Below are 19,563 nucleotides of genomic sequence, written 5' to 3' on the forward strand. Positions count from 1 at the left end.
GATTCTATGGCAAGAGTTATGATTATTGGGGCTGGTGGCGTTGGGCAGGTTGTAACCCACAAGTGTGCTCAGGTTCCTGAGGTGTTTTCGGATATCCTGCTGGCCAGTCGTACCAAGGCAAAATGCGATCGTATAGCTGAGCGTGTTTATCAGCAGTACGGGCGAAAGATTCAGACAGCTGCGCTTGATGCTGATAAACCTAAAAACACGATCAAACTTATCAAGAAGTTTAAACCCGACATGGTGATCAATGTTGCTCTTCCCTACCAGGATCTCCCTATTATGGATGCGTGTCTTGCTACGCGCACGCATTATCTTGATACGGCAAACTATGAACCAAAGGATGTGGCCAAGTTTGAGTACAAATGGCAGTGGGCGTATCATGAAAAATTTAAAGAAGCGGGCATCATGGCGGTTTTAGGGTGTGGTTTTGATCCCGGTATGACGAATATTTACACCGCCTACATGAAGAAACATTATTTCAAAAAGATGAAATATGTGGATATCGTGGATTGTAATGCTGGTGATCATGGCAAAGCATTTGCTACCAACTTTAATCCAGAGATTAATATTCGTGAAATTACCCAGAAGGGTCGCTATTACGAGAATGGTGAGTGGAAAGAGATTGATCCGATGTCAGTGCACAAACCGATAGATTATCCAGGGGTTGGTCCTAAAGAGAGTTATCTTCTTTTCCATGAAGAGTTGGAATCCCTGGTGAAAAATTTCCCCGAGATAGAGAGAATCCGTTTCTGGATGACCTTTTCGGAGAACTATCTCACCCATCTTCGTGTTCTCCAGAATGTTGGGCTTACCAGTATCAAGCCTGTAGTTTTCCAGGGCAAGAAGATTGTTCCTCTTGAGTTTTTGAAGGCGCTTCTTCCGGAACCTGCTTCGCTGGGTGAAAACTACCGCGGGAAAACGGTGATAGGGGTTCAGATTGAGGGAGAGGGGTATTCAGGACAGATGGAGCGCAGGTTTATCTATAACATTTGTGATCACGCAGAGAGCTACAAGGAAACAGGGACACAAGCCGTTGCCTATACGACAGGTGTTCCTGCCATGCTCGGGGCGATGATGGTTCTCACAGGTGTGTGGAAGGGTGCAGGAGTCTTCAACGTTGAAGAGTTTGACCCTGATCCCTTTATGGAAAAGATTGGACAGTATGGACTTCCATGGCAAGAGACCACGTTTTGAAAGTAAGCGATCTCAATATTGATATTCAGCGACTGAGAACGCCAGTTTTTCTTGTGGATGAGGCGCGTCTTCGGGCGAATGTGGCGATTTTGAAAGAGGTGATTGATCGGACGGGATGTCGTATTATTCTTGCTTTGAAAGCCTTTTCTACGTATGCGACATTTCATGTGTTACGGGATGTTTTGCATGGTACCTGTGCCAGTTCGGTTGATGAAGCCCGTTTGGGGCGAGAGTATTTTGGCAAAGAGGTCCATGTCTATGGGGCAGCCTACAGTGATGAGGATTTTCGAGAGCTTCTGAAGTATGCCAACCACATTGATTTCAATTCATTCACACTCTGGGAGCATTTTCGTTCTGTGGCGCTCCAGGCAAAAAGAAAAAAGGGGATACATTTTGGTATTCGTATCAATCCGGAGCATTCTGAAGCTCCTGTAGCTCTCTATGATCCAGCAGCGCCTTTATCCCGCTTGGGAGTGGTGCGGGGGGAGTTTCGATCGGATCTCCTGGATGGAATAAGCTACCTTCATTTTCATACGCTTTGCCAACAAAATGCTGATGCCCTTGTTCGTACTCTCTATGCGGTGGAAGAGAAATTTGGGGAGTTTATCCCTCAGATGGCGTATATTAATTTTGGGGGTGGGCATCACATCACTCGAGAGGATTATGATAGGGATCTTCTCTGTCAGACGATTATTGACTTTAAGAAAAAGTATGGGGTAGAGGTGTATCTTGAACCAGGAGAGGCTGTGGCCCTTAATGCGGGGTATCTGGTTGCCACGGTTTTGGATGTGATACATAATGGTATGGATATTGCCGTTCTCGATACCTCTGCGGCTACGCACATGCCAGATGTTCTCGAAATGCCGTATCGACCATATATTCTGGAGAGCGGTCTTCCTGGTGAAAAGAGCTATACCTACCGTCTCGGAGGAGTGAGCTGTCTTGCGGGCGATGTTATCGGCGATTATTCCTTTGATAAACCGTTGCAACGAGGGGATAAGCTTGTTTTTACGGATATGGCTATCTATTCCATGGTGAAAACCAATACCTTTAACGGCATTCGACTCCCTGATATTGCCATCATGGATAGTGAGAAAGGATGGGTTAAAATTCACAAGCGTTTTGGATATGGGGATTTTAAGAGACGGTTATAACCTTTTTTGCCAAAAGAAAGAGGCTTGCTTTTTTGCTCGCTTATCCGTTACAATAAAACAGTAAAAATAAAAAAATGGAGAGAGGCATGACCTGGTTTTCATGGGTGAGCTCTGTTGTTGATATTTTGTTAGTTTCGTATGTGCTGTACTTTCTTTATATCCTGTTTCGCGATACGAATTCAATGAGTATAGTGAAAGGCTTTTTGATCGTTTTTACCGTTTCCCTTGTGGCGGATTTTCTTCACCTTGAAACGCTTGCCTGGGTTTTACGGTATATTGTGGGAAACTTTGTGATTCTTGCGGCTATTCTTTTTCAACCGGAACTTCGGCGTGTTCTCTCTCAGGTGGGACAGGGGCGTGGCATGCTTCACAAACAATACTCCAATGTGGTTGAAGAACTGGCAGAAACGGTTACTGAAATGGCTCAAAAAAATCTTGGGGCTCTTATTCTTATAGAAAGAAATGTCGGACTCCGGCATCTCATGGAAGATGCTGTCGCGCTTGATGCAAAACTCTCCAAGGAGATGCTTTTTTCGATTTTTTACAAGGGGAACATTCTCCATGATGGGGCTGTGGTTGTGCAAGGAGATCGAATCCTGGCTGCACGGGTGATTGTACCTGCTGTAAAGATTGATGCCATGAAGGTGAAGCGTCTCAAGTATGGAACAAGACACCTGGCCGGTATAGCTATCACCAGTGAGAGTGATGCTATTGCCCTTATTGTGTCCGAAGAGAAGGGAACGGTTTCTCTTGCTCTTCACGGCAAGCTTATGTTTGATCTGGATTACGAAAATTTGAAGAGGAAGCTTTATGATCTTCTTTAAAAAATCCTTCTGGAAAAATCTTTGGTTAACCATCTCAAAAGATTGGCAGGCCAAGCTTATCTGTCTGGGAATTGCCGTGGCTCTCTGGTGGTTTGTGTATACGCAGACAAATATCCAGCGTTCGTTTTATGTGCCCATCCAGTATCTCAATCTTCCCCCTCAGCTTGTTATCCTTCAGACGAATGATACCACTGCCAGGATATATATTCAGGGGAAAAAGGACAAAGTCACAGAACTTGAAACCCATCAGATTCGGGTGTATATGGATCTCTCAGAGGCTAATCCTGGTTGGTATACCAATGATCTCCAGCTCAGCTTGAAAGATATAGATCCCTCTCTGGCTATTACGATGGAGAAAACAAGGGCAAGTGTTTATGTCGATGCCATTCAGGTTGTTTCTCTTCCCATTGTTCCCAGGATTACCAATAGTTTGCCTGTTGGGGTGGGAAAAGAGATTATCGAGTTTCGTCCTGCTTCTGCTATTGTACGTGGCCCGACGTATTTTCTTTCAAATCTTTCTCATATCGAGACGGAGCCTTTTATTTTAGAATCTTTTGAGGGGGACTATACGACCAATGTTGCCCTTCTTCTCCCAAAAGGAATAGAACTTCTTGATGGGAGCAATAATACCATCACTATTTACGTGCGAAAATCTTCTCCTGAGGAGCGATGATGAAAAAGTATCTTGTGCTTTTTGGAGAGTTTCTTTTTGTTGGACTGGTTCTCTGGAGCTGGATTTCCAACCAATGGTTTTTTCTTATGAGCCGGCAAGTAGATATTGAGAAGCCGTTACCGGCGGGGGACTATGTAGCCATATCTCTTGCTCCAGGGGGCCAAACTCTTACCATTGAAGGGAGTGGGACAACGAGCATAAGACTTCAAAATAACCAGCCTGCGGCGTTTTCTCTTTCGGAGGATGGGGTTATCAGAGAAAAAGCGTACCTCAGGGTTTTTGAAAAACGAGGAATATGGTTCCACAGTCTGATGATAGGGGTAGTGGCTTTTTTGGGTGTTCTTTTAGCGTACTGGATCAAGCAGACTCGAGGGATGCCTTTCATGTTTCGTTTTCTTGTGTTTGCTTTTGCCTTTGGATGGTCGGGGAGTCTGGCAGTTTTTTTTCTTTTTGTCGCAGTTCTGTCAGGACTTAAGAATGCGGTGAGTCACTATCGCCAGAGGTGGTATCATTGGTTGGTGGTGGGTTTCTTTCTCTGGGGTGTTTTTTCAGGAATGTTTGCTCGATTTCCTATGGATGCCGTGGGGTCGACTTTTTTGTTTGCTCTTTATGTTTTTGTTGGCTTTGTGTTTGGACAGGAGAATCCAGAAAAACTTCCATGGAATGCCATTGGGAGAGCCATTGTTTCTGCTTTTGTCTCGGTGGCACTGATTGGACTTACCCAGCAGTTTTACCTAAAGCAGGATATAGGTGTGTGGATAGGGGGGAGCCCTCTTCTTTTCTGGCCATATCATCCCTTTGAGTTTTCGTCTCTTTTTGAATGGGCGGCACGAGGGGGATATTGGCTTGGATTAATGGTTCCGGTACTTTTTGCGCTTTTTCTCCATGAAAAACAAAAAAAATTGAAACTTCTTTTTGGTTTTGGGATAGTTTTAGGGCTTGTTCTGCTCGTGTTTACCCAGTCTCGTGGGGGATTTGTTGTGGCGACCGTTGCTATTCTGACGCAGGTGTTTTTCTTGAAACGATGGTATCTCGTGCTTCCTGTTCTTCTTCTTCCGATTCTTCTTTTGCCCCTTTTAGTTGTCACGGTAGCCCCAAATTCTAAATGGGCGGCTGTCGCCAGAAATCCTTTTACATTTCATACCAATGTTCAGCGGATGCATCAAATGAGGGCAGCTAAAGATTTTTATAGGGAGGCTTCTCCTCTTACCGGTATTGGTCTGATGAATTTTCGTCGATATTATTATGAAAAGCGACATGACTATGATATCTATTCTATGGCGGATTATCTTCATCAGGGATATATGGCAATTCTTCTCGAAACAGGGATCGTGGGATTTGTGTTGTTTTATGGATTTTTGTTTTTTGTCTGGGTAAGGCTTTTTAGGGCCTCTGTTTCAAGGCGTTTTTTCCTTTCCCCTTTTATCTTTGGGGTAATGAATGCTCTTTGGGTGAGTTTTTTCTTTGATGCGATGTTGTTGTATGCCTTTTATCTCGGAATGTGGGTTTGGATGTGGATTGGTCTTGGAGAAGGCTGGCACTCTGAAAAAGAAAAACTTCCCCAATCTTCATCATTGAAAGAGTAATTTTTTAAAAACAACGGGATGTCCGGAAAGACATCCCGTTGTTCCATTCATTAGAGGCTCTTGAGGAGGTTAGTGGCCTCCTGTTTAGCTTCTGGTGGAGCCGTAGGGTTTGCAATAACTTCGTTGAGTCTTTCTTTTGCTTTCTTTCTAGCGTCTTCTACGAGGAAGGATACATCGGCATCGGTCATACCGGATTTTTTGACCTTTTCCTGGTCTGTCTGGAGGAACTTGATAAGCAGCATATAAGCTTTGGCAGTTTGAATCTTGGTTGCCGAGTTGTTTTCACGGCGTTCTCGTTCCAGAGCCTCACGGAGAACTTTCATCACATTTTCAAAGGATGTGTCTTCTTTTGTTGCTGTCACCGCTGATTTGGTTTCTTCTTTTACTGTTGGTTCTACTGCTGGTTCGGGTTTGGTTTCTTTTTTACCACAGGCAAAAAAACCTAATAACCCTATGGCAACTATCACATGAATAAACCGTTTCATAATTCCCTCCTTGTTATTTCCATTCGATGGATTGCATAAGCTTCCATGCCGTCTGTACCGTTGATTCGCGATGCCACTTGTTATGTAGGGCAAACTGGAGAACTACCGGGAAAATCTCCTGTGAGCGGGTCTTTCCCAGAATCTTGAGAAGCTCCTCTGCAATCACATCATCATAAAACATCACCTGATCCTCTTCATTGAATCTGGGATTCTGGTAGTAGTTGATGAGGAGATCCTTTACCAGATTAAAAACAACCGGATCCTGAATGTTTTGCTCAATCAGGGGGAGAATAATCCGTTTCTTTTCGTATTCTCCTTTGATTTTGAGGATCCTCATGGCTGTCTCCATTTCTGTTTCACTGCCAATCCGAAGATCGGCAATGGTTCGGGCTTTTTCCTTTGTTTGGCTATATCCATTCACAAGGAAAAGCATGGATACCAGAATCCAGAGCCAGTGCTTCATAGGCTATTTACCATTTTAAGTTTTGCATAGCAGCCCAGGCTGCTTTCACAGTCTCATCACGATGGGAATCTGGGGACATCACAATCTGAAGGAGTGCAGGAAAGGCTCTCGGATCCCCAATTTCTCCCAAAGAAATAACAATAGCTTCGGCTACTTTGTCGTCTTCAAACCTCTGGGTGTCTTCTTCGGAGAATTTTCCTCGATCGAGGCCATATTTTGTCCGTAACAATTGAACTAATCTTGGAACAATAAGCTCTCTGTCTCCTAAAGCAGGGAGAACACGAGCAGCGGCAATACGGGGTTTGGTGGCGGTGTCACGTTCGATTACGTTGAGCATCGTCTCAATGTATATTTTGTTACTGCTCTCGCCTATGCCCTGGATAGCCAGAACTCTTGCATCAGGACTGACAACAAAAAGCTTTTGAGCTGTCTTTTGAGGATTGCGGACTTCCCACATTACAATACGCTCAAGGTATTCGTACTTTTTGCTGGGGACATTGGTTACCTTGGTCATGAGAAGTACAATCTTAAATTGAGTGTCAAAAGCCCCTTCCTTCCCTATTGTTTTTTGAAACTCTTGTTCAAGGTAGGGGAGTACCGGATCAGGGAGTTTTAACTCCTTTGGTACCGCTGATATGGGGACATTGGGGCTTAGTAGACTTCCGAGCATTTCTACCTGGGCAAGTGCCATGGACCACATGGTTAATCCCAAAATTAGGGGAAAGAGAATTTTACCTCTCATATCCATCTCCTTTGCGGTTTTTTGATACTTTTATTGTAAACAGAAAAATAAATCCGTCAAGTTTTTTGCGTTTTTCATTCATTTATCGGTAATTGAAGGGATATATCTGAAGGAATTTTGATTTTTTCTCTTTTTGTTTGAAAAGAGGGGAAAAGAAATTGACAAAATTTTCTTTTTCCCTTAAAATAGTATACTCATATTCTCAGAAAAAGGAGAGAACTATGTACGCAATTGTTGAGATTGGTGGCAAACAGTATAAGGCTGAGAAGGGTAGTGTTCTTCGTGTTGATCACCTGTCTGCAAAAGAGAATGAAAAGATAAAAGTGAAAGAAGTGCTTTTGCTTCACACGGATGACAAGGATGTTATAGGGCAGCCCTATGTAAAAAATGCTGTTGTTGAGTGCAAGGTTGTTAAAGCCGAAGAGAAAGGTGAAAAGCTCACTATTTTTAAGTACAAACCCAAGACAAACTACTCTGTTAAACGTGGCTACCGGCATACGTACACGGTTTTGGAGGTTGTTAATATTTCCGAGGGTAAGAATACTGAAGCCCAAGAGGCATGATAGAGATAGTTATAGATGAATACGCTCACCGGATTGTTGCTGAAGGGCATGCCCTTTTTGATGTCAAAGGAAGGGATATTGTATGTGCGGCGGTTTCGGTTGTCCTTCAGGGGTGGGTGGTAGGCACACAGCTTCTCTGTAAACACGATATTCACGTAGAGAAGCAAAAGGATCGATGGGAGGCAGTTTTGAAATCGTTTGATGAACAAAGCCTGCTTCTCTGGAAAAACATGATACTTATGCTGGATATCCTCACGAGGCAATATCCAGAGAATATACGATTACATTGGGAGGAAAATCATGGCTCATAAAAAAGGTGGCGGTGTCGCCAAAAATGGCCGCGATAGCGAGTCCAAGCGCCTTGGTGTAAAGGTATATAGTGGGCAACCCGTTATCCCAGGAAACATTATTGTTCGTCAACGTGGGACGAAGTTTTATCCCGGCAAAAATGTTGGTATGGGAAGAGACTATACACTCTTCGCTTTGAGTGCCGGGACAGTAGTTTTTACGGAGAGCAAAAATCGAAAGATCGTTCATGTGATGGAAGTGAAAGAGGAGAAGCCTAAACGAACGAGAGCAGCCAAAGCCAAGGCAGAGTAAGGAGCCTGTTATGACACAAGAGAGGCTTGAATATTTTAAAAAGCGCCTCGAGGAGATGAGGGATTCTCTTTTAGAGGATATTCGTACTGAGACTGTTGAGGAAATGAATCCTTTTGAGACAGATGGAGACGTTATTGATGAGGCAGAAGTTTTGAGTACTGCTTCCCTGGTAGAAGGCTTATCTCGCACACAAAAACGTATGCTTGAAGAGATTTTAAAGGCTTTGCAAAGAATTGAAAATGGTGTTTATGGCAAGTGTATCGTTTGTGGAGAGGAGATAGACGAGGAAAGGCTTGATGCCATTCCCTACGCTGAGAAATGCCGAAAACACATGTAAAGATAGGCCACCTGTGAGGTGGCTTTTTTATTTTTTTTGAAAATTGCAATTTCCTGAAGTTTTTCTTATAATGAATACTCATCATGGTAAGGAGTAGGCTAATGAAGGAAAAACTGCGTGTAGGTGTTATCGGTGCCACCGGGATGGTAGGGCAGCGCTTTATTTCTCTTCTGGAGAATCATCCCTGGTTTGAGGTAGTTTTGGTGGCGGCAAGTAGTCATTCGGCGGGAAAAACGTATGAGGAGGCTGTTCAGGGCCGGTGGGCTATGAAAAGTCCCATTCCCGCGAAGGTGAAAAATCTCACAGTTTACGACGCTCATAAGATAGATGCTATTGCTGGTGAGGTAGATTTTGTTTTTTGTGCGGTGGATATGCCCAAAGAGGACATCATCATTTTGGAAGAGGCTTATGCCCGTCGGGAAGTTCCTGTGGTTTCGAATAACTCGGCGAACCGGATGACTCCCGATGTACCGATGATTATGCCCGAGATTAACTGGCAGCATGCAGAGATTATCCCTATCCAGAAAAAGCGTCTCGGGACAAAACATGGTTTTATCGTGGTGAAGCCCAATTGTTCCCTTCAGAGCTATGTGCCCGCCCTTCATCCGCTGATGGAGTTTGGTCTTTCGGAGGTTGTCGTGTGTACCTATCAGGCTATCTCCGGAGCAGGGAAAACCTTTGAAACGTGGCCAGAAATGGTGGATAATGTTATTCCTTTTATTAAAGGTGAGGAAGAAAAAAGTGAAAAGGAACCCCTCAAAATCTGGGGACATCTTGCTCATGATCATATTGAAAGTGCACAAAAGCCTATCATCTCCGCGCAGTGTTTGCGTGTTGCTGCAAGTGATGGGCATATGGCGGCCGTATCGATCCGTTTTGAGAAAAAACCTTCTGTAGAGGAGATTCTCCATCGATGGAAGACATGGGTGCCGCGTCCCCAGGAGCTTCATCTTCCTTCGGCTCCTCAGCCATTTCTTACCTACTTTGAAGAAGAAAACCGTCCTCAGACAAAACTGGATAGAGATATCGGGAATGGCATGGGTATTGCTGTCGGGAGGCTCCGGGCAGATCATCTCATGGACTACAAGTTTGTTTGTCTTTCCCACAATACAATTCGAGGAGCCGCTGGCGGTGCTATTCTGACGGCAGAGCTTCTCTGTGCCGATGGCTATATCTATCACAAGTAAGAGAAGAAACACGATATCCCACAAGTAGAGGAAAGCATGTATCAGAAACTGAAAGGGACATACGACATTTTGCCTGGTGAGAGTGATTTTTTTAGGTGGTTAAAAAAAGAGGTTGAGGAAGTTGCCCATCTTTATGGCTACAAGGAGGTGCAGTTTCCTATCATTGAGCATGCGAGTCTCTTTCAACGGGGTGTAGGGGAAAGCTCGGATATTGTGGTAAAAAAGGAAATGTATACCTTTGAAGACAGAGGACACAGACTCGTGGCTCTCAGGCCAGAAGGAACGGCTGGTGCTGTTCGACTTTATGTGGAAAACAACCTTCATATGAGTGGGCATACCCAGCGCATGTACTATGTTGGACCCATGTTTCGTGCTGAAAACCCGCAAGCAGGTCGTTATCGGCAGTTTACCCAGTTTGGTTTTGAGCTTATTGGTGACCCAACCCCGGAGGCTGATGTGGAGCTTATAGCTATTAATAATGCTATTGTCAAGCGGTTGGGGATCACGGAGGTGACACTTTTTATTAACTCTATTGGGTGTCGTGAATGTCGTCCTCTCTATCAACAGAAGCTTACGGCATATTTTCAGAGTAGACGAAATGAACTCTGTGAGGACTGTCAGACGAGGCTGGATGTGAATCCGCTTCGTATTCTCGATTGTAAAGAGGCATCCTGCCAGGCGATTGTGAGACAGGCTCCCATTCAACATGAACACCTCTGTGAGATATGTCAGGATCATTTTGAAAAGGTAAAAAGCTCCCTTTACGATCTTGGGATAGCTTTTGAGATAGATCCTTATCTTGTGAGGGGACTTGATTATTATAATCGTACGGTTTTTGAATTTAAAAGTCAGGCTCTGGGGGCTCAGAGCACGTTTTCTGCCGGGGGGAGATACGATTATCTTGTTAAAGATCTCGGCGGGATGGACACCCCTGCTTCCGGTTTTGCAATGGGGATGGAGAGGCTTGCCATGGTTGTTGAGGCATCACTTGGCAAAAATCGTACAGATTTTTACCATCCACCATTTGTCTATGTGGCTGGAATAGGGGAGAATATCCAGCATGCGGTCTGGAAGGGCCTCCAGCTTTTGAGACAAGACGGTATTTCGGCAACGACGGAGTTTCGTTATACTCAGCTTAAGAAACACTTAAAATCAGCAGATAAACTTCGCTGTGCCTACGCTCTTCTTTTGGGAGAGGACGAGGTGAAAACCGGGCGCTGGACGCTACGAAATCTTCAGACGGGCGAACAGCTTCAGGAAACACCTGAAAACATCGTGGCTTTTTTACGAGCCAGGATGAATGCTTAAAGGTGATAACGGTACGGTGGTGGAAGTAAGAGGTGTTCAAGTCCTTCCCTTTTGAGAAATTCGATAACCCTTGCCATAGGAGCCCCTACAATAACATCAAAACTTCCCTCTTCAATATGGATGAACTGGTCGTCATTCTGGATAGCATAGCCACCGGCAAACTTGGTTACAGGATGGGTTTGAACATACGTTGATATAAACTCCTCTGAAAGCTCAGCGAACGAAAGAACAGTTTCTTCTTTCCCACTTTCAAAGATGTTTTTCTTTTGGTGGATAAAGGCATAGCCTGAGATAACCGATTGGCGTTTTCCGGAGAGAAAGCGGAGGAAGTTCTTTGCCTCTTCTTGGTTTTTAGGTTTTCCGACGAGCTTTCCTTCACAGAGTACCAGCGTATCAAAGGCAAGTACATAATCATCAGGGTATCTTTTCGCCACTTCATGAGCTTTTGCCTCGGCGAGGATTTGGGGCAAAAGTCTTGGATCCTCGTGAGAGAATTGCTCCTCGTTGACATGGGGGATTTCAATGATAAACTCTCTAAGCGTCTGTTCAAAAAGGAGTCGTCTGCCTATGGAGGCACTCGCGAGGAGAATACGATTACTCATTATCCCCTCGTTTTAACACTTCAATAAACGCCTCCTGGGGAATGTCTACGTTGCCAATGGTACGCATGCGTTTCTTCCCTTCTTTTTGTTTTTCGAGGAGTTTGCGTTTACGGGTGATATCTCCCCCGTAACACTTGGCAAGCACGTCTTTTCGGAGGGCCTTGATGGTTTCTCTTGCGATAATTTTACTCCCGATGGCAGCCTGGAGAGGGATTACAAAGAGGTGTTGTGGAATAAGATCCTTGAGGCGAGTGACGACCGAACGCCCTCGTTCGTAAGCGGTATCTTTGTGGACCATCTGAGCCAGAGCATCCACCACCTTGCCATTGACAAGAATATCGAGCTTAATAATCTCACTGGGACGAAATTCGAGAAACTCATAATCAAATGAGGCATATCCCCGCGAGAAGGATTTGAGCTTGTCGTAAAAATCGTAAATGATCTCCGCGAGGGGGAGTTCTGCGATGATCTCGACCCGGTCAGTATCAATGTAGATCATATTGCGCTGGATGCCCCGTCTATCCTGAATAAGCTGAAGAATTGCTCCAAGGTATTCGTTGGGGAGAATAATATGAGAGAGCACAAAAGGCTCCTCGATCTGACGGATCTTACTCTGATCGGGGAGTTCTGTGGCGGATTCTATCATCATGATGGAACCATCGGAGAGGGTAATGCGGTATTCTACTGAGGGAATGGTTGTAATAATTGCCAGATCAAACTCTTTGTCAAGTCTTTCCTGAACGATTTGGAGGTGAAGCAGTCCCAGAAAGCCGCATTTAAATCCCATGCCAAGGGCTGCAGAATTCCATTTCTCAAAGGTAAGGGCAGCGTCGTTGAGCTTGAGTTTCATGAGAGCTTCGTGAAGATCCTCAAAGTCTTCACCTTCCGCAGGGAAAAGGCCGGCAAATACATAGGGTTTGACTTCTTTATAGCCGGGGAGCGGTTCTGCACATGGTTTATTTGTCCATGTTATGGTGTCTCCCACACCAAAATCTGAGATGGATTTGATGGCTGCAGTGATGTATCCAACTTTCCCAGCCCGGAGTTCAGATTGAGGGACGAGCTTTATCTGGGTGTAGCCTACCTCTTCTACCTGGTAGTTTTTCTGGGAAAGCATGAAGGTGATCGCATCTCCTTTTTTGATGCTCCCGTCAAATACCCGGACTTTGGCTACAACACCGAGATAACTATCATAGTAAGAGTCAAAAACCAGGGCCCGAAGGGGGGAGTGAATATCGCCTTTTGGGGCAGGAATACGCTGGACAATGGCTTCAAGAACGGTATCAATACCAAGCCCTGTTTTGGCACTTATAAGAAGTGCCTCTGCAGGATCCAGTCCCAGGTCTTTTTCTATCTGTTCTTTGACCATATCTATATGGGCACTTGGGAGATCAATTTTGTTGATAACGGGAATAATGACAAGATTCTCTTCTAAAGCGAGGTAAAAGTTTGAGAGGGTTTGAGCTTGAATCCCCTGGGTGGCATCAATCACAAGAAGTACCCCTTCACATGCCTTGAGGCTTCGGGAAACCTCGTAGTTGAAGTCTACATGACCAGGGGTATCAATAAAGTTTAATTGATAGGTATTGCCATCCTGAGCCTTGTAGAAGCCTGTCACAGTATGAGCCTTGACCGTGATGCCATGTTCTTTTTCCACTTCCATGGAATCGAGAACCTGTTCACTACTTTTGTCTTTTAAGAGCCCAATTGCTTCGAGAAGTCGATCAGAGAGGGTTGATTTTCCATGGTCAATGTGGGCAATGATCGAAAAATTGCGGATATATTTTTGGTGACTCATGCTGTTTGCTCCTCGTGGATCTGTTTTGCCCAGTTCTTTGGGTCACTATCGGCAAAAAAGGCACTACCAATCACAAGAAAATTGGCTCCGGCCTTCAATACCTTTTGGTAGGTCTCACGGTTGACTCCTCCATCGACCTGGAGAAGGATCTCTCTATCGGCAATGATTTTTCGAATTTCGGAAATCTTTGAAAGCATCTCTGGCATAAACTTCTGTCCAGAAAATCCTGGTTCGACTGTCATCACAAGAATGAGATCAATATCATCGAGGTAGGGTTCTACCGCGACAGCTGGTGTGGCTGGCTTGAGGGAGAGTCCGGCCTTTTTTCCTCTCTGACGGATCGTTTTAAGAAGGTTGTGCCCTTCTTTTCCAAGCGATTCGAGATGAAGGGTAATGATTTCTACCGGCAGAGAGAGATAGTCCTCAATACCACGATGGAGATCGATCATGAGATGAACATCTGCGGGGAGAGAAGTTCGCGCACAGAGATCCGCTATCATCTTTGGTCCAAAGGAGATATTGGGGACAAAATGGTTATCCATAACATCGTAATGGATACCATCTACTCCGGCTTCTTCACATAAACGTACAGCCTCTCCTAATGCCCAGAAATCTGCCGCAAAGATTGAAGGGGATACACGATTAGGGGACATAGGTTTCTTCCCTCACAAGAGCATTGTTGAGGAACACCTGGACCGTTGCCGTTCCAAGGGCTTTGAATGGGATAACCAGGAGTTGTCCTCTGGGAACGGTGCTGCTAAAAAGCTGTAGTGACCGCCCACTTTCATCCACCATGACTACAAGGACGGCAATATCGTTTGCATCTGTTTCTCCCATACTCTGGACGGTATGGGTCAAAAGATAGTAGCGATAGTTTTGAGCCGAAGGTGTTCTGGCATAAATCCCTACCCCCAGAGCAAGATCAGTATTTTTTGGGACAACGGTATTTGCCTCAAGAGATTGTTCCATGACGATGCCTTCTTTGGTTTCATCATCTGTCAGGAAGGGGAGAAGTCGTACAGCGAGGCCGGCATTTATAGCGTCTTTGGTAGCGGTATCGATACTTTTTCCAACGAGTGAGGGTACGCGGGCCTCAGTGGATTTTACATCGGAGTTAACGATGAGTTTGAGCTTTTCGCTTCGATCAACGACGAGGTTTTCTTTTTTGTTCTGGCTGATAATAATATTGAGGGCATATTCATCAGATTGTATGACGGTTATTTCATATGGGATATTCATTTGCCGCAGAAGGTTTTCGGCTTCCTCTCGCGTCTTGCCGACAAGATAGGGAACGGTATAGGTGTCTTTTCCCATGCTGACAAGAATCTTTATGGTACGCCCCTGCCGAACGGTGATACCAGCTTTAGGAAACTGTTCTATAACAATGTAGCGGGGAATACTTGGTTCAAATTTAGTTTCGATATCGATAGCAAGTCCTCGTTCTTGAAGGAGACGTACTGCCTCAAAAAGTTCCAGGGATTTTACGAGAGGGACTTTGGTTTTAGGTGCTGCAATACGGTGGATGCTCAAAGTGAGAAAAATTACCAGTGCTGCAATAAAGGCGCTGATGAGAGAAAAGAATACCATCTTTCGAAAGATGCGGCGGTAGATGTCCACATTTTGTCCGGAAAAATAGCGAACCCATTTGTCTTCGATTGTTTCAAACCAGATACGTAATTTGTGTTTCCATTGAGCCATAATCTACTCCTTGTCAAAAGGCTTTTCCGGCCTGTGGCCGATATCCATTTATAAAACCAAGAAAGGCCATTTCTTTTTTCCCTGCTGGTTTGAGGGAAAGAAGGTTTATTGCACCCTGTTTACAAGCCACAATAAAACCCTCTTTATTTGCTTGCAGAACAATTCCTGGTTCTCCCTCCTGATTATAAGGTTCAATCGAGGTCAGGTGAACCGGGAAAGGGGTTTTAGTTTGATGATACGTGGTGAAAATACCTGGCCAGGGTTGATAGGCACGAAAACGGCGGAAGATCTCTTCTGCTGTTTGTGTGAAAAATGAGATTTTTCCATCTTCTCGTTTGATGATTTTCGTATAGGTGGCATGAGCTTCATTCTGAGGGATGCGTTTAGCCTTCCCTTCGGAAATCTGGGTTATCGCTTCGGTGAGAAGAATTGCTCCATCGAGAGCAAGTTTTTGAGAGAGTGTAGGATAGGTCTCATTGGGGAGAATGGGGACCTGAGATTGGAGAATAATATCCCCACAGTCTAAAGCTTCGCTTACGTATTGGATGGTATTGCCAGTGAAAGTATCCCCATGAAGGATAGCAGCCTGGATAGGGGATGCCCCTCGATAGCGGGGAAGTAGCGAGGCATGGAGATTGATAGCTCCCAATGGAGGCATCTGAAGGATTTCTTTTGGTAAAATTCTTCCGTACGATACTACTACAAAGAGATCTGCGTGAAAATTTGCAAGTTCTTCCAGAAAAGTCTGATCCCGCAGGCGAACGGGTTGGAGACAGGGTATCTTTTTTTCCTCTGCCCAGATTTTGAGAGGGGTTTTGTGAATCTCGTGCATCCCTCTCCCATAGGGTTTGTCAGGGTTGGTGACAACAGCCACGATCCATCCTTTCTCAAAGAGGGCTTTGAGAGCTGGCATGGAAAAATCTGAGCTTCCCCAGAAGACTATTTTCATAATGCCACATTCCCCAGTTTCTTGCGGTTTTCTTCAATGAGTTTTTCGATTTTCTCGGCATTTTTTTGGCGATCCTCTTCCGAGAGGTAATCGATGAAAAGTTTCCCGTTGAGATGGTCGATTTCATGCTGGAGAACACGGGCAAGAATCTCATCAGCCTCAATGATAAATGTTTTTCCCAGGAGGTTTTTGGATTTGACACGGATTTTGGACGGTCGATAGACGGTTCCCCATACTTCTGGGACAGACAGACAGCCCTCTTCGTACGGAACACTGTCCTTTGACATATAGATGATCTCCGGATTGATCAGAGTCATTTTTGTGGTTTGTCCGGATTTGGATAGATCAATGATAACAACGCGTTCAGAAATTCCTATCTGGGGAGCGGCAAGCCCGATTCCTTCTTCTTCAGCGAGTGCTGCCATCATATCAGTGACAATCTCATGGATGCGTGCGTCTATCTTCTTTATAGGGGCAGCCACCTGACGGAGAATAGGATTGCCATAGGTAATAACCTCTCGTTTTGCCATAAAAACCTCTCTATTCTATTGTAAAGCAAAAACGGAAAATTGGCAATTTATGGTCAAGGTTTTTGCTTCTTCTAAAGGAGATATTTGTCTTAGGCAAAACGAGAGACCACTTGTTTTCTGGAAACGGAGAAAAAGTTTTCTCAAATGTTTTGCCCGACCTGTTATCCAGTTTGAAACACGAGAAAACACAGAAAAAAACTTTTAAAATAAAAAAATCTCTTGAAAACCAAAAGGAAAGATACACCCTGGATTCAAAAATACATCAAGGGGTGCGTTTCTGGATACTTCTCTGGATAAACTTGAGAAGAGGCTTTTGCTGTTGATGGTGGCGATATCTTTTGAGGGGTTAAATGGGGGTATTTTCCTATCGAAAAAATTGTCGAAAAACACTTAATTTTTTCTTTGTAAAAAACGATATTGTTTAGGGACATGAGAAAACTTTGGATCTCTCTTTTGCTTTTTAGTATGATTCAGGGGATTGTCTTTGGGGAGGTAGTTGGCCGTAGTGTGCGTGGCCGAGAGATAAAGGCGTTTTCCTATGGCAAGGGTTCAGAAACCATTCTTTTTGTGGGTGGAATCCATGGAGATGAACCCCAGGGTGTTGAGATTTTGAATCGCTTTCGTAAAGTTGTGGCCAATAATCCATCCCTTGTCAGGGGTTTAAAGGTGGTTATTGTTCCCAATGCGAATCCGGATGGGTTCCGACGGCGAACCCGACAGAATGCTCATGGAGTAGACATTAATAGAAATTTTCCTACGCGTAGTTATGTGACCAATTACCAGAAAAAGGCTTATTATCCGGGGACAAGGGCAGGTAGTGAACCGGAAACAAAGGTATTGATGAAACTCATTCAACGTTTCAAGCCTTCTTTGGTGGTGACCATTCATGCTCAGCTCCACTGTATGATGGTCGAAGGAAATGTCTGGGATCTTGCGAAACGAATGCAGTACTACAACCATTATCCTGTGGTGAGTGAACTTGGTTATGAGACACCGGGATCGTTTGGGCAATACTGCGTCGAACGAGGTATACCAATGATTACTCTTGAAGTGCCCCGGCTTCCCCATGACGCACTCTGGGAGCAGAATCGCCGTGCTCTTCTTGAGGTTTTGCGGTATTCTCCTGGGCGATCGGAAAAGGAAAGACTTGCCCTGGAGAGTAAGAAAAAACCCACCTTGTTAGAAGCTCTTAAACGACAGGATTTCTACCTTCTTCGGGATCGGTATACCAATACGAATGATTGGCTCAAAAGTGATAGCGAAGGCAATACCGCTCTTCACCTGAGTATTACGCGGGGGGATACTTTCCTTGCCCTTTCCCTTATTGAGCAAAATATCCATCTCACCACTCCCAACAAGAGGGGATGGACACCTCTCTTTGAGGCGAGTTACGCGGGGCAGGTAGAGGTTGTTCGAGCCTTGTTACGCAAACAAGTTTCTCCAGATGAAAAAGACCCTCAGGGATGGACCCCTCTTATTCTTGCTGCCCAGCGTGGACATCGTGAAGTGGTGCGTATTCTTCTTGATGCAGGAGCCAGTGTAAATGCTCAGGATAGGTATGGGTATAGTGCCCTCATGGAGGCCGTAAGGTGCCAACATGGAGGAATTGTGAATGATTTACTGGCAAAGGGCGCTGATCCAAAACAGACAAACCGCTATGGATTAACAGCAAGTCGCCAGGCGATTCTGGCACGTTCTACGAACGCAGTGATCCTCCTGGGTGGAGGACAGTAGCTATTTGACCAGCCGTTCTTTCCAGAGAATACCTTTTCCAAGACCTGTTTTCACAAGAGAATACAATGCTGCCAGCAAGAGATTGAAAAAGACGAAAGGATACCCCACGATGGAAAGCCACGATTGTCGTCTGTCCAGAAGAAATATTCCCCACGCGGTGAGAAACACTCCTATACATAGCCAGGCTTTTGAGAGTTCAGATGCTGGATAAAATCCATATCGAATACCAAAAAAGGCGGGAAGCAGAATGGCGCTTATGATTCCTATCAACAATCCGAGAAAAAGGAGGAAATTCTTACCGATAGCAGCATAGATTACTCTGGCAATTCCATAAAATCCATGTTCAAAGCTTTCGTACATCCTGCAGCGGATGAAGTTTTTGGCGTCCAGAAAAAGGGTATGAAAACCGTGTCTTTTGACAGTATAGGCGAGAGCAAGATCCTCTACGACGTGGTTTTTTACCAGCTCAAAACCGTTGATTTTTTCAAGAACCCCTCTTTTCATGAAAAGGATCTGGCCAATAGCAAACGAGAAAAAAGGCCATCGTGTCCACAGGACAAGTGGTAGAGGAAGGTATAACACCGTAGCCATGTAGACGGCGGGAAGGATAAGTTTTTCTCCGATGGAATGCGTTTCGTGGAGGGCAAACCCTGAGAGAAAATCTACACCCCAGTGTTGCATGGCACCGAGAAGAAACGAAAGCGTTTGGGGGTGATGAACCGTATCCGCATCGGTAAAAAAGAGGATCTCTCCCGTAGCGGCTTCAAAGAGTTGTTGGCTGGCGTAAGGCTTGCCTTTCCAATCTGGGGGAAGAGGTTTGCCGTTTATAAAACGAAAGTTTGGTTTTCCAGAAAACTCCTTGAGAATAGCTTCTGTATCATCTGTAGAGTTGTCATTTAAGACAATCACCTCATAGTTGGGATAATCCTGCGATAACAGCGATTCAAGACAGGGGCGAATACGATGGGCTTCGTTTCTTGCCGGTATGAGCACGGAAATTTTTGGAAACGATGACGGTTTTCGTGGTTTTGTAGTGAGGCGAAGAAAAATCACATTGACAAGACTGATTGCAAGAAAAAAGAGATTGACCAGGAGTGTTCCATCAAAAGAGAAAGGATCCCATTTTATCATAT

22 protein-coding genes are annotated in these 19,563 nt (G+C 44.8%); 12 read left to right on the forward strand and 10 right to left on the reverse strand.

All coding sequences use genetic code 11. From position 1 onward, the window contains the following. The first annotated feature begins 6 nt into the window (after window positions 1–6). From KDW03_RS04805 to KDW03_RS04825, 5 genes are all read left to right on the forward strand, one after another. Window positions 7–1,197, forward strand: coding sequence for a saccharopine dehydrogenase family protein (locus KDW03_RS04805; RefSeq protein ID WP_271436254.1), 1,191 nt, complete (start codon window positions 7–9; stop codon window positions 1,195–1,197). Then, window positions 1,176–2,351, forward strand: coding sequence for a carboxynorspermidine decarboxylase (gene nspC / locus KDW03_RS04810; protein WP_408648344.1), 1,176 nt, complete (start codon window positions 1,176–1,178; stop codon window positions 2,349–2,351). Before KDW03_RS04805 ends, nspC begins: the two co-directional genes overlap by 22 nt. A gap of 86 nt (window positions 2,352–2,437) precedes the next feature. Next, window positions 2,438–3,175: a diadenylate cyclase CdaA gene (cdaA, locus tag KDW03_RS04815; RefSeq protein ID WP_271436256.1), complete on the forward strand. Its 738-nt coding sequence runs from the start codon at window positions 2,438–2,440 to the stop codon at window positions 3,173–3,175. Continuing rightward, window positions 3,162–3,848 (forward strand): CdaR family protein, encoded by a 687-nt coding sequence (locus tag KDW03_RS04820; RefSeq protein WP_271436257.1) that lies wholly within the window; start codon window positions 3,162–3,164, stop codon window positions 3,846–3,848. The genes cdaA and KDW03_RS04820 overlap by 14 nt, the downstream gene beginning before the upstream one ends. Then, window positions 3,848–5,434, forward strand: coding sequence for an O-antigen ligase family protein (locus KDW03_RS04825; protein WP_271436258.1), 1,587 nt, complete (start codon window positions 3,848–3,850; stop codon window positions 5,432–5,434). The genes KDW03_RS04820 and KDW03_RS04825 overlap by 1 nt, the downstream gene beginning before the upstream one ends. A gap of 50 nt (window positions 5,435–5,484) precedes the next feature. Here the strand turns inward: KDW03_RS04825 and KDW03_RS04830 are convergent, their stop codons facing one another. The 3 genes from KDW03_RS04830 to KDW03_RS04840 are packed head-to-tail and all read right to left on the reverse strand — an operon-like array spanning window position 5,485 to window position 7,124. After that, window positions 5,485–5,919 (reverse strand): SpoIIIAH-like family protein, encoded by a 435-nt coding sequence (locus KDW03_RS04830; protein ID WP_271436259.1) that lies wholly within the window; start codon window positions 5,917–5,919, stop codon window positions 5,485–5,487. 13 nt (window positions 5,920–5,932) lie between these two features. Then, the gene (locus KDW03_RS04835) at window positions 5,933–6,382 is read right to left on the reverse strand and encodes a hypothetical protein (protein ID WP_271436260.1); all 450 of its coding nucleotides are present in this window, start codon (window positions 6,380–6,382) and stop codon (window positions 5,933–5,935) included. 7 nt (window positions 6,383–6,389) lie between these two features. After that, entirely contained in the window at window positions 6,390–7,124 is a 735-nt protein-coding gene (locus KDW03_RS04840) for a HEAT repeat domain-containing protein (protein ID WP_271436261.1), read from the reverse strand. 221 nt (window positions 7,125–7,345) lie between these two features. On the opposite strand from KDW03_RS04840, the gene rplU reads away from it, so the two are divergent. The 6 genes from rplU to hisS all read left to right on the forward strand — a co-directional run bounded on the left by rplU (window position 7,346) and on the right by hisS (window position 11,119). After that, window positions 7,346–7,687, forward strand: coding sequence for a 50S ribosomal protein L21 (rplU, locus tag KDW03_RS04845; protein WP_271436262.1), 342 nt, complete (start codon window positions 7,346–7,348; stop codon window positions 7,685–7,687). Continuing rightward, window positions 7,684–7,998 (forward strand): ribosomal-processing cysteine protease Prp, encoded by a 315-nt coding sequence (locus tag KDW03_RS04850; protein WP_271436263.1) that lies wholly within the window; start codon window positions 7,684–7,686, stop codon window positions 7,996–7,998. Before rplU ends, KDW03_RS04850 begins: the two co-directional genes overlap by 4 nt. Continuing rightward, complete coding sequence (rpmA, locus tag KDW03_RS04855) at window positions 7,988–8,287, forward strand: 50S ribosomal protein L27 (protein WP_271436264.1); 300 nt, start codon at window positions 7,988–7,990, stop codon at window positions 8,285–8,287. The genes KDW03_RS04850 and rpmA overlap by 11 nt, the downstream gene beginning before the upstream one ends. A gap of 10 nt (window positions 8,288–8,297) precedes the next feature. Then, window positions 8,298–8,624, forward strand: coding sequence for a TraR/DksA family transcriptional regulator (locus KDW03_RS04860; RefSeq protein ID WP_271436265.1), 327 nt, complete (start codon window positions 8,298–8,300; stop codon window positions 8,622–8,624). A 101-nt stretch (window positions 8,625–8,725) separates the two neighbouring features. After that, window positions 8,726–9,811, forward strand: coding sequence for an aspartate-semialdehyde dehydrogenase (gene asd / locus KDW03_RS04865; RefSeq protein WP_271436266.1), 1,086 nt, complete (start codon window positions 8,726–8,728; stop codon window positions 9,809–9,811). Between the two features lie 36 nt (window positions 9,812–9,847). After that, a complete protein-coding gene (gene hisS / locus KDW03_RS04870) occupies window positions 9,848–11,119 on the forward strand; it encodes a histidine--tRNA ligase (RefSeq protein ID WP_271436267.1) in 1,272 nt (423 codons plus the stop codon). On the opposite strand, the gene KDW03_RS04875 is transcribed toward hisS, so the two are convergent. Genes KDW03_RS04875 through def form a run of 6 tightly spaced genes read right to left on the reverse strand, consistent with a single transcriptional unit; the run spans window position 11,116 to window position 16,696 of the window. Continuing rightward, window positions 11,116–11,721: a Maf family protein gene (locus tag KDW03_RS04875; RefSeq protein WP_271436268.1), complete on the reverse strand. Its 606-nt coding sequence runs from the start codon at window positions 11,719–11,721 to the stop codon at window positions 11,116–11,118. The two genes, hisS and KDW03_RS04875, sit on opposite strands and share 4 nt — an antisense overlap. Beyond that, window positions 11,714–13,519, reverse strand: a complete 1,806-nt coding sequence (gene lepA, locus KDW03_RS04880; protein ID WP_271436269.1) for a translation elongation factor 4 — start codon at window positions 13,517–13,519, stop codon at window positions 11,714–11,716. The genes KDW03_RS04875 and lepA overlap by 8 nt, the downstream gene beginning before the upstream one ends. Next, window positions 13,516–14,172, reverse strand: coding sequence for a ribulose-phosphate 3-epimerase (gene rpe / locus KDW03_RS04885; protein ID WP_271436270.1), 657 nt, complete (start codon window positions 14,170–14,172; stop codon window positions 13,516–13,518). The genes lepA and rpe overlap by 4 nt, the downstream gene beginning before the upstream one ends. Next, complete coding sequence (locus tag KDW03_RS04890) at window positions 14,162–15,217, reverse strand: PASTA domain-containing protein (RefSeq protein ID WP_271436271.1); 1,056 nt, start codon at window positions 15,215–15,217, stop codon at window positions 14,162–14,164. The genes rpe and KDW03_RS04890 overlap by 11 nt, the downstream gene beginning before the upstream one ends. A gap of 13 nt (window positions 15,218–15,230) precedes the next feature. Further along, window positions 15,231–16,166, reverse strand: coding sequence for a methionyl-tRNA formyltransferase (gene fmt, locus KDW03_RS04895; protein WP_271436272.1), 936 nt, complete (start codon window positions 16,164–16,166; stop codon window positions 15,231–15,233). Continuing rightward, complete coding sequence (def, locus tag KDW03_RS04900; RefSeq protein WP_271436273.1) at window positions 16,163–16,696, reverse strand: peptide deformylase; 534 nt, start codon at window positions 16,694–16,696, stop codon at window positions 16,163–16,165. The genes fmt and def overlap by 4 nt, the downstream gene beginning before the upstream one ends. 429 nt (window positions 16,697–17,125) lie before the next feature. Here def and KDW03_RS04905 point away from each other — a divergent pair, with 429 nt between their 5' ends. Next, window positions 17,126–18,430 (forward strand): DUF2817 domain-containing protein, encoded by a 1,305-nt coding sequence (locus KDW03_RS04905; protein ID WP_271436274.1) that lies wholly within the window; start codon window positions 17,126–17,128, stop codon window positions 18,428–18,430. Here KDW03_RS04905 and KDW03_RS04910 read toward each other — a convergent pair whose 3' ends face one another. Beyond that, window positions 18,431–19,561, reverse strand: coding sequence for a glycosyltransferase (locus KDW03_RS04910; protein ID WP_271436275.1), 1,131 nt, complete (start codon window positions 19,559–19,561; stop codon window positions 18,431–18,433). Between the last annotated feature and the right edge of the window lie 2 nt (window positions 19,562–19,563).

The organism is Thermospira aquatica, from assembly GCF_023525255.1.
In the GTDB taxonomy this organism is placed as follows: domain Bacteria; phylum Spirochaetota; class Brevinematia; order Brevinematales; family Thermospiraceae; genus Thermospira; species Thermospira aquatica.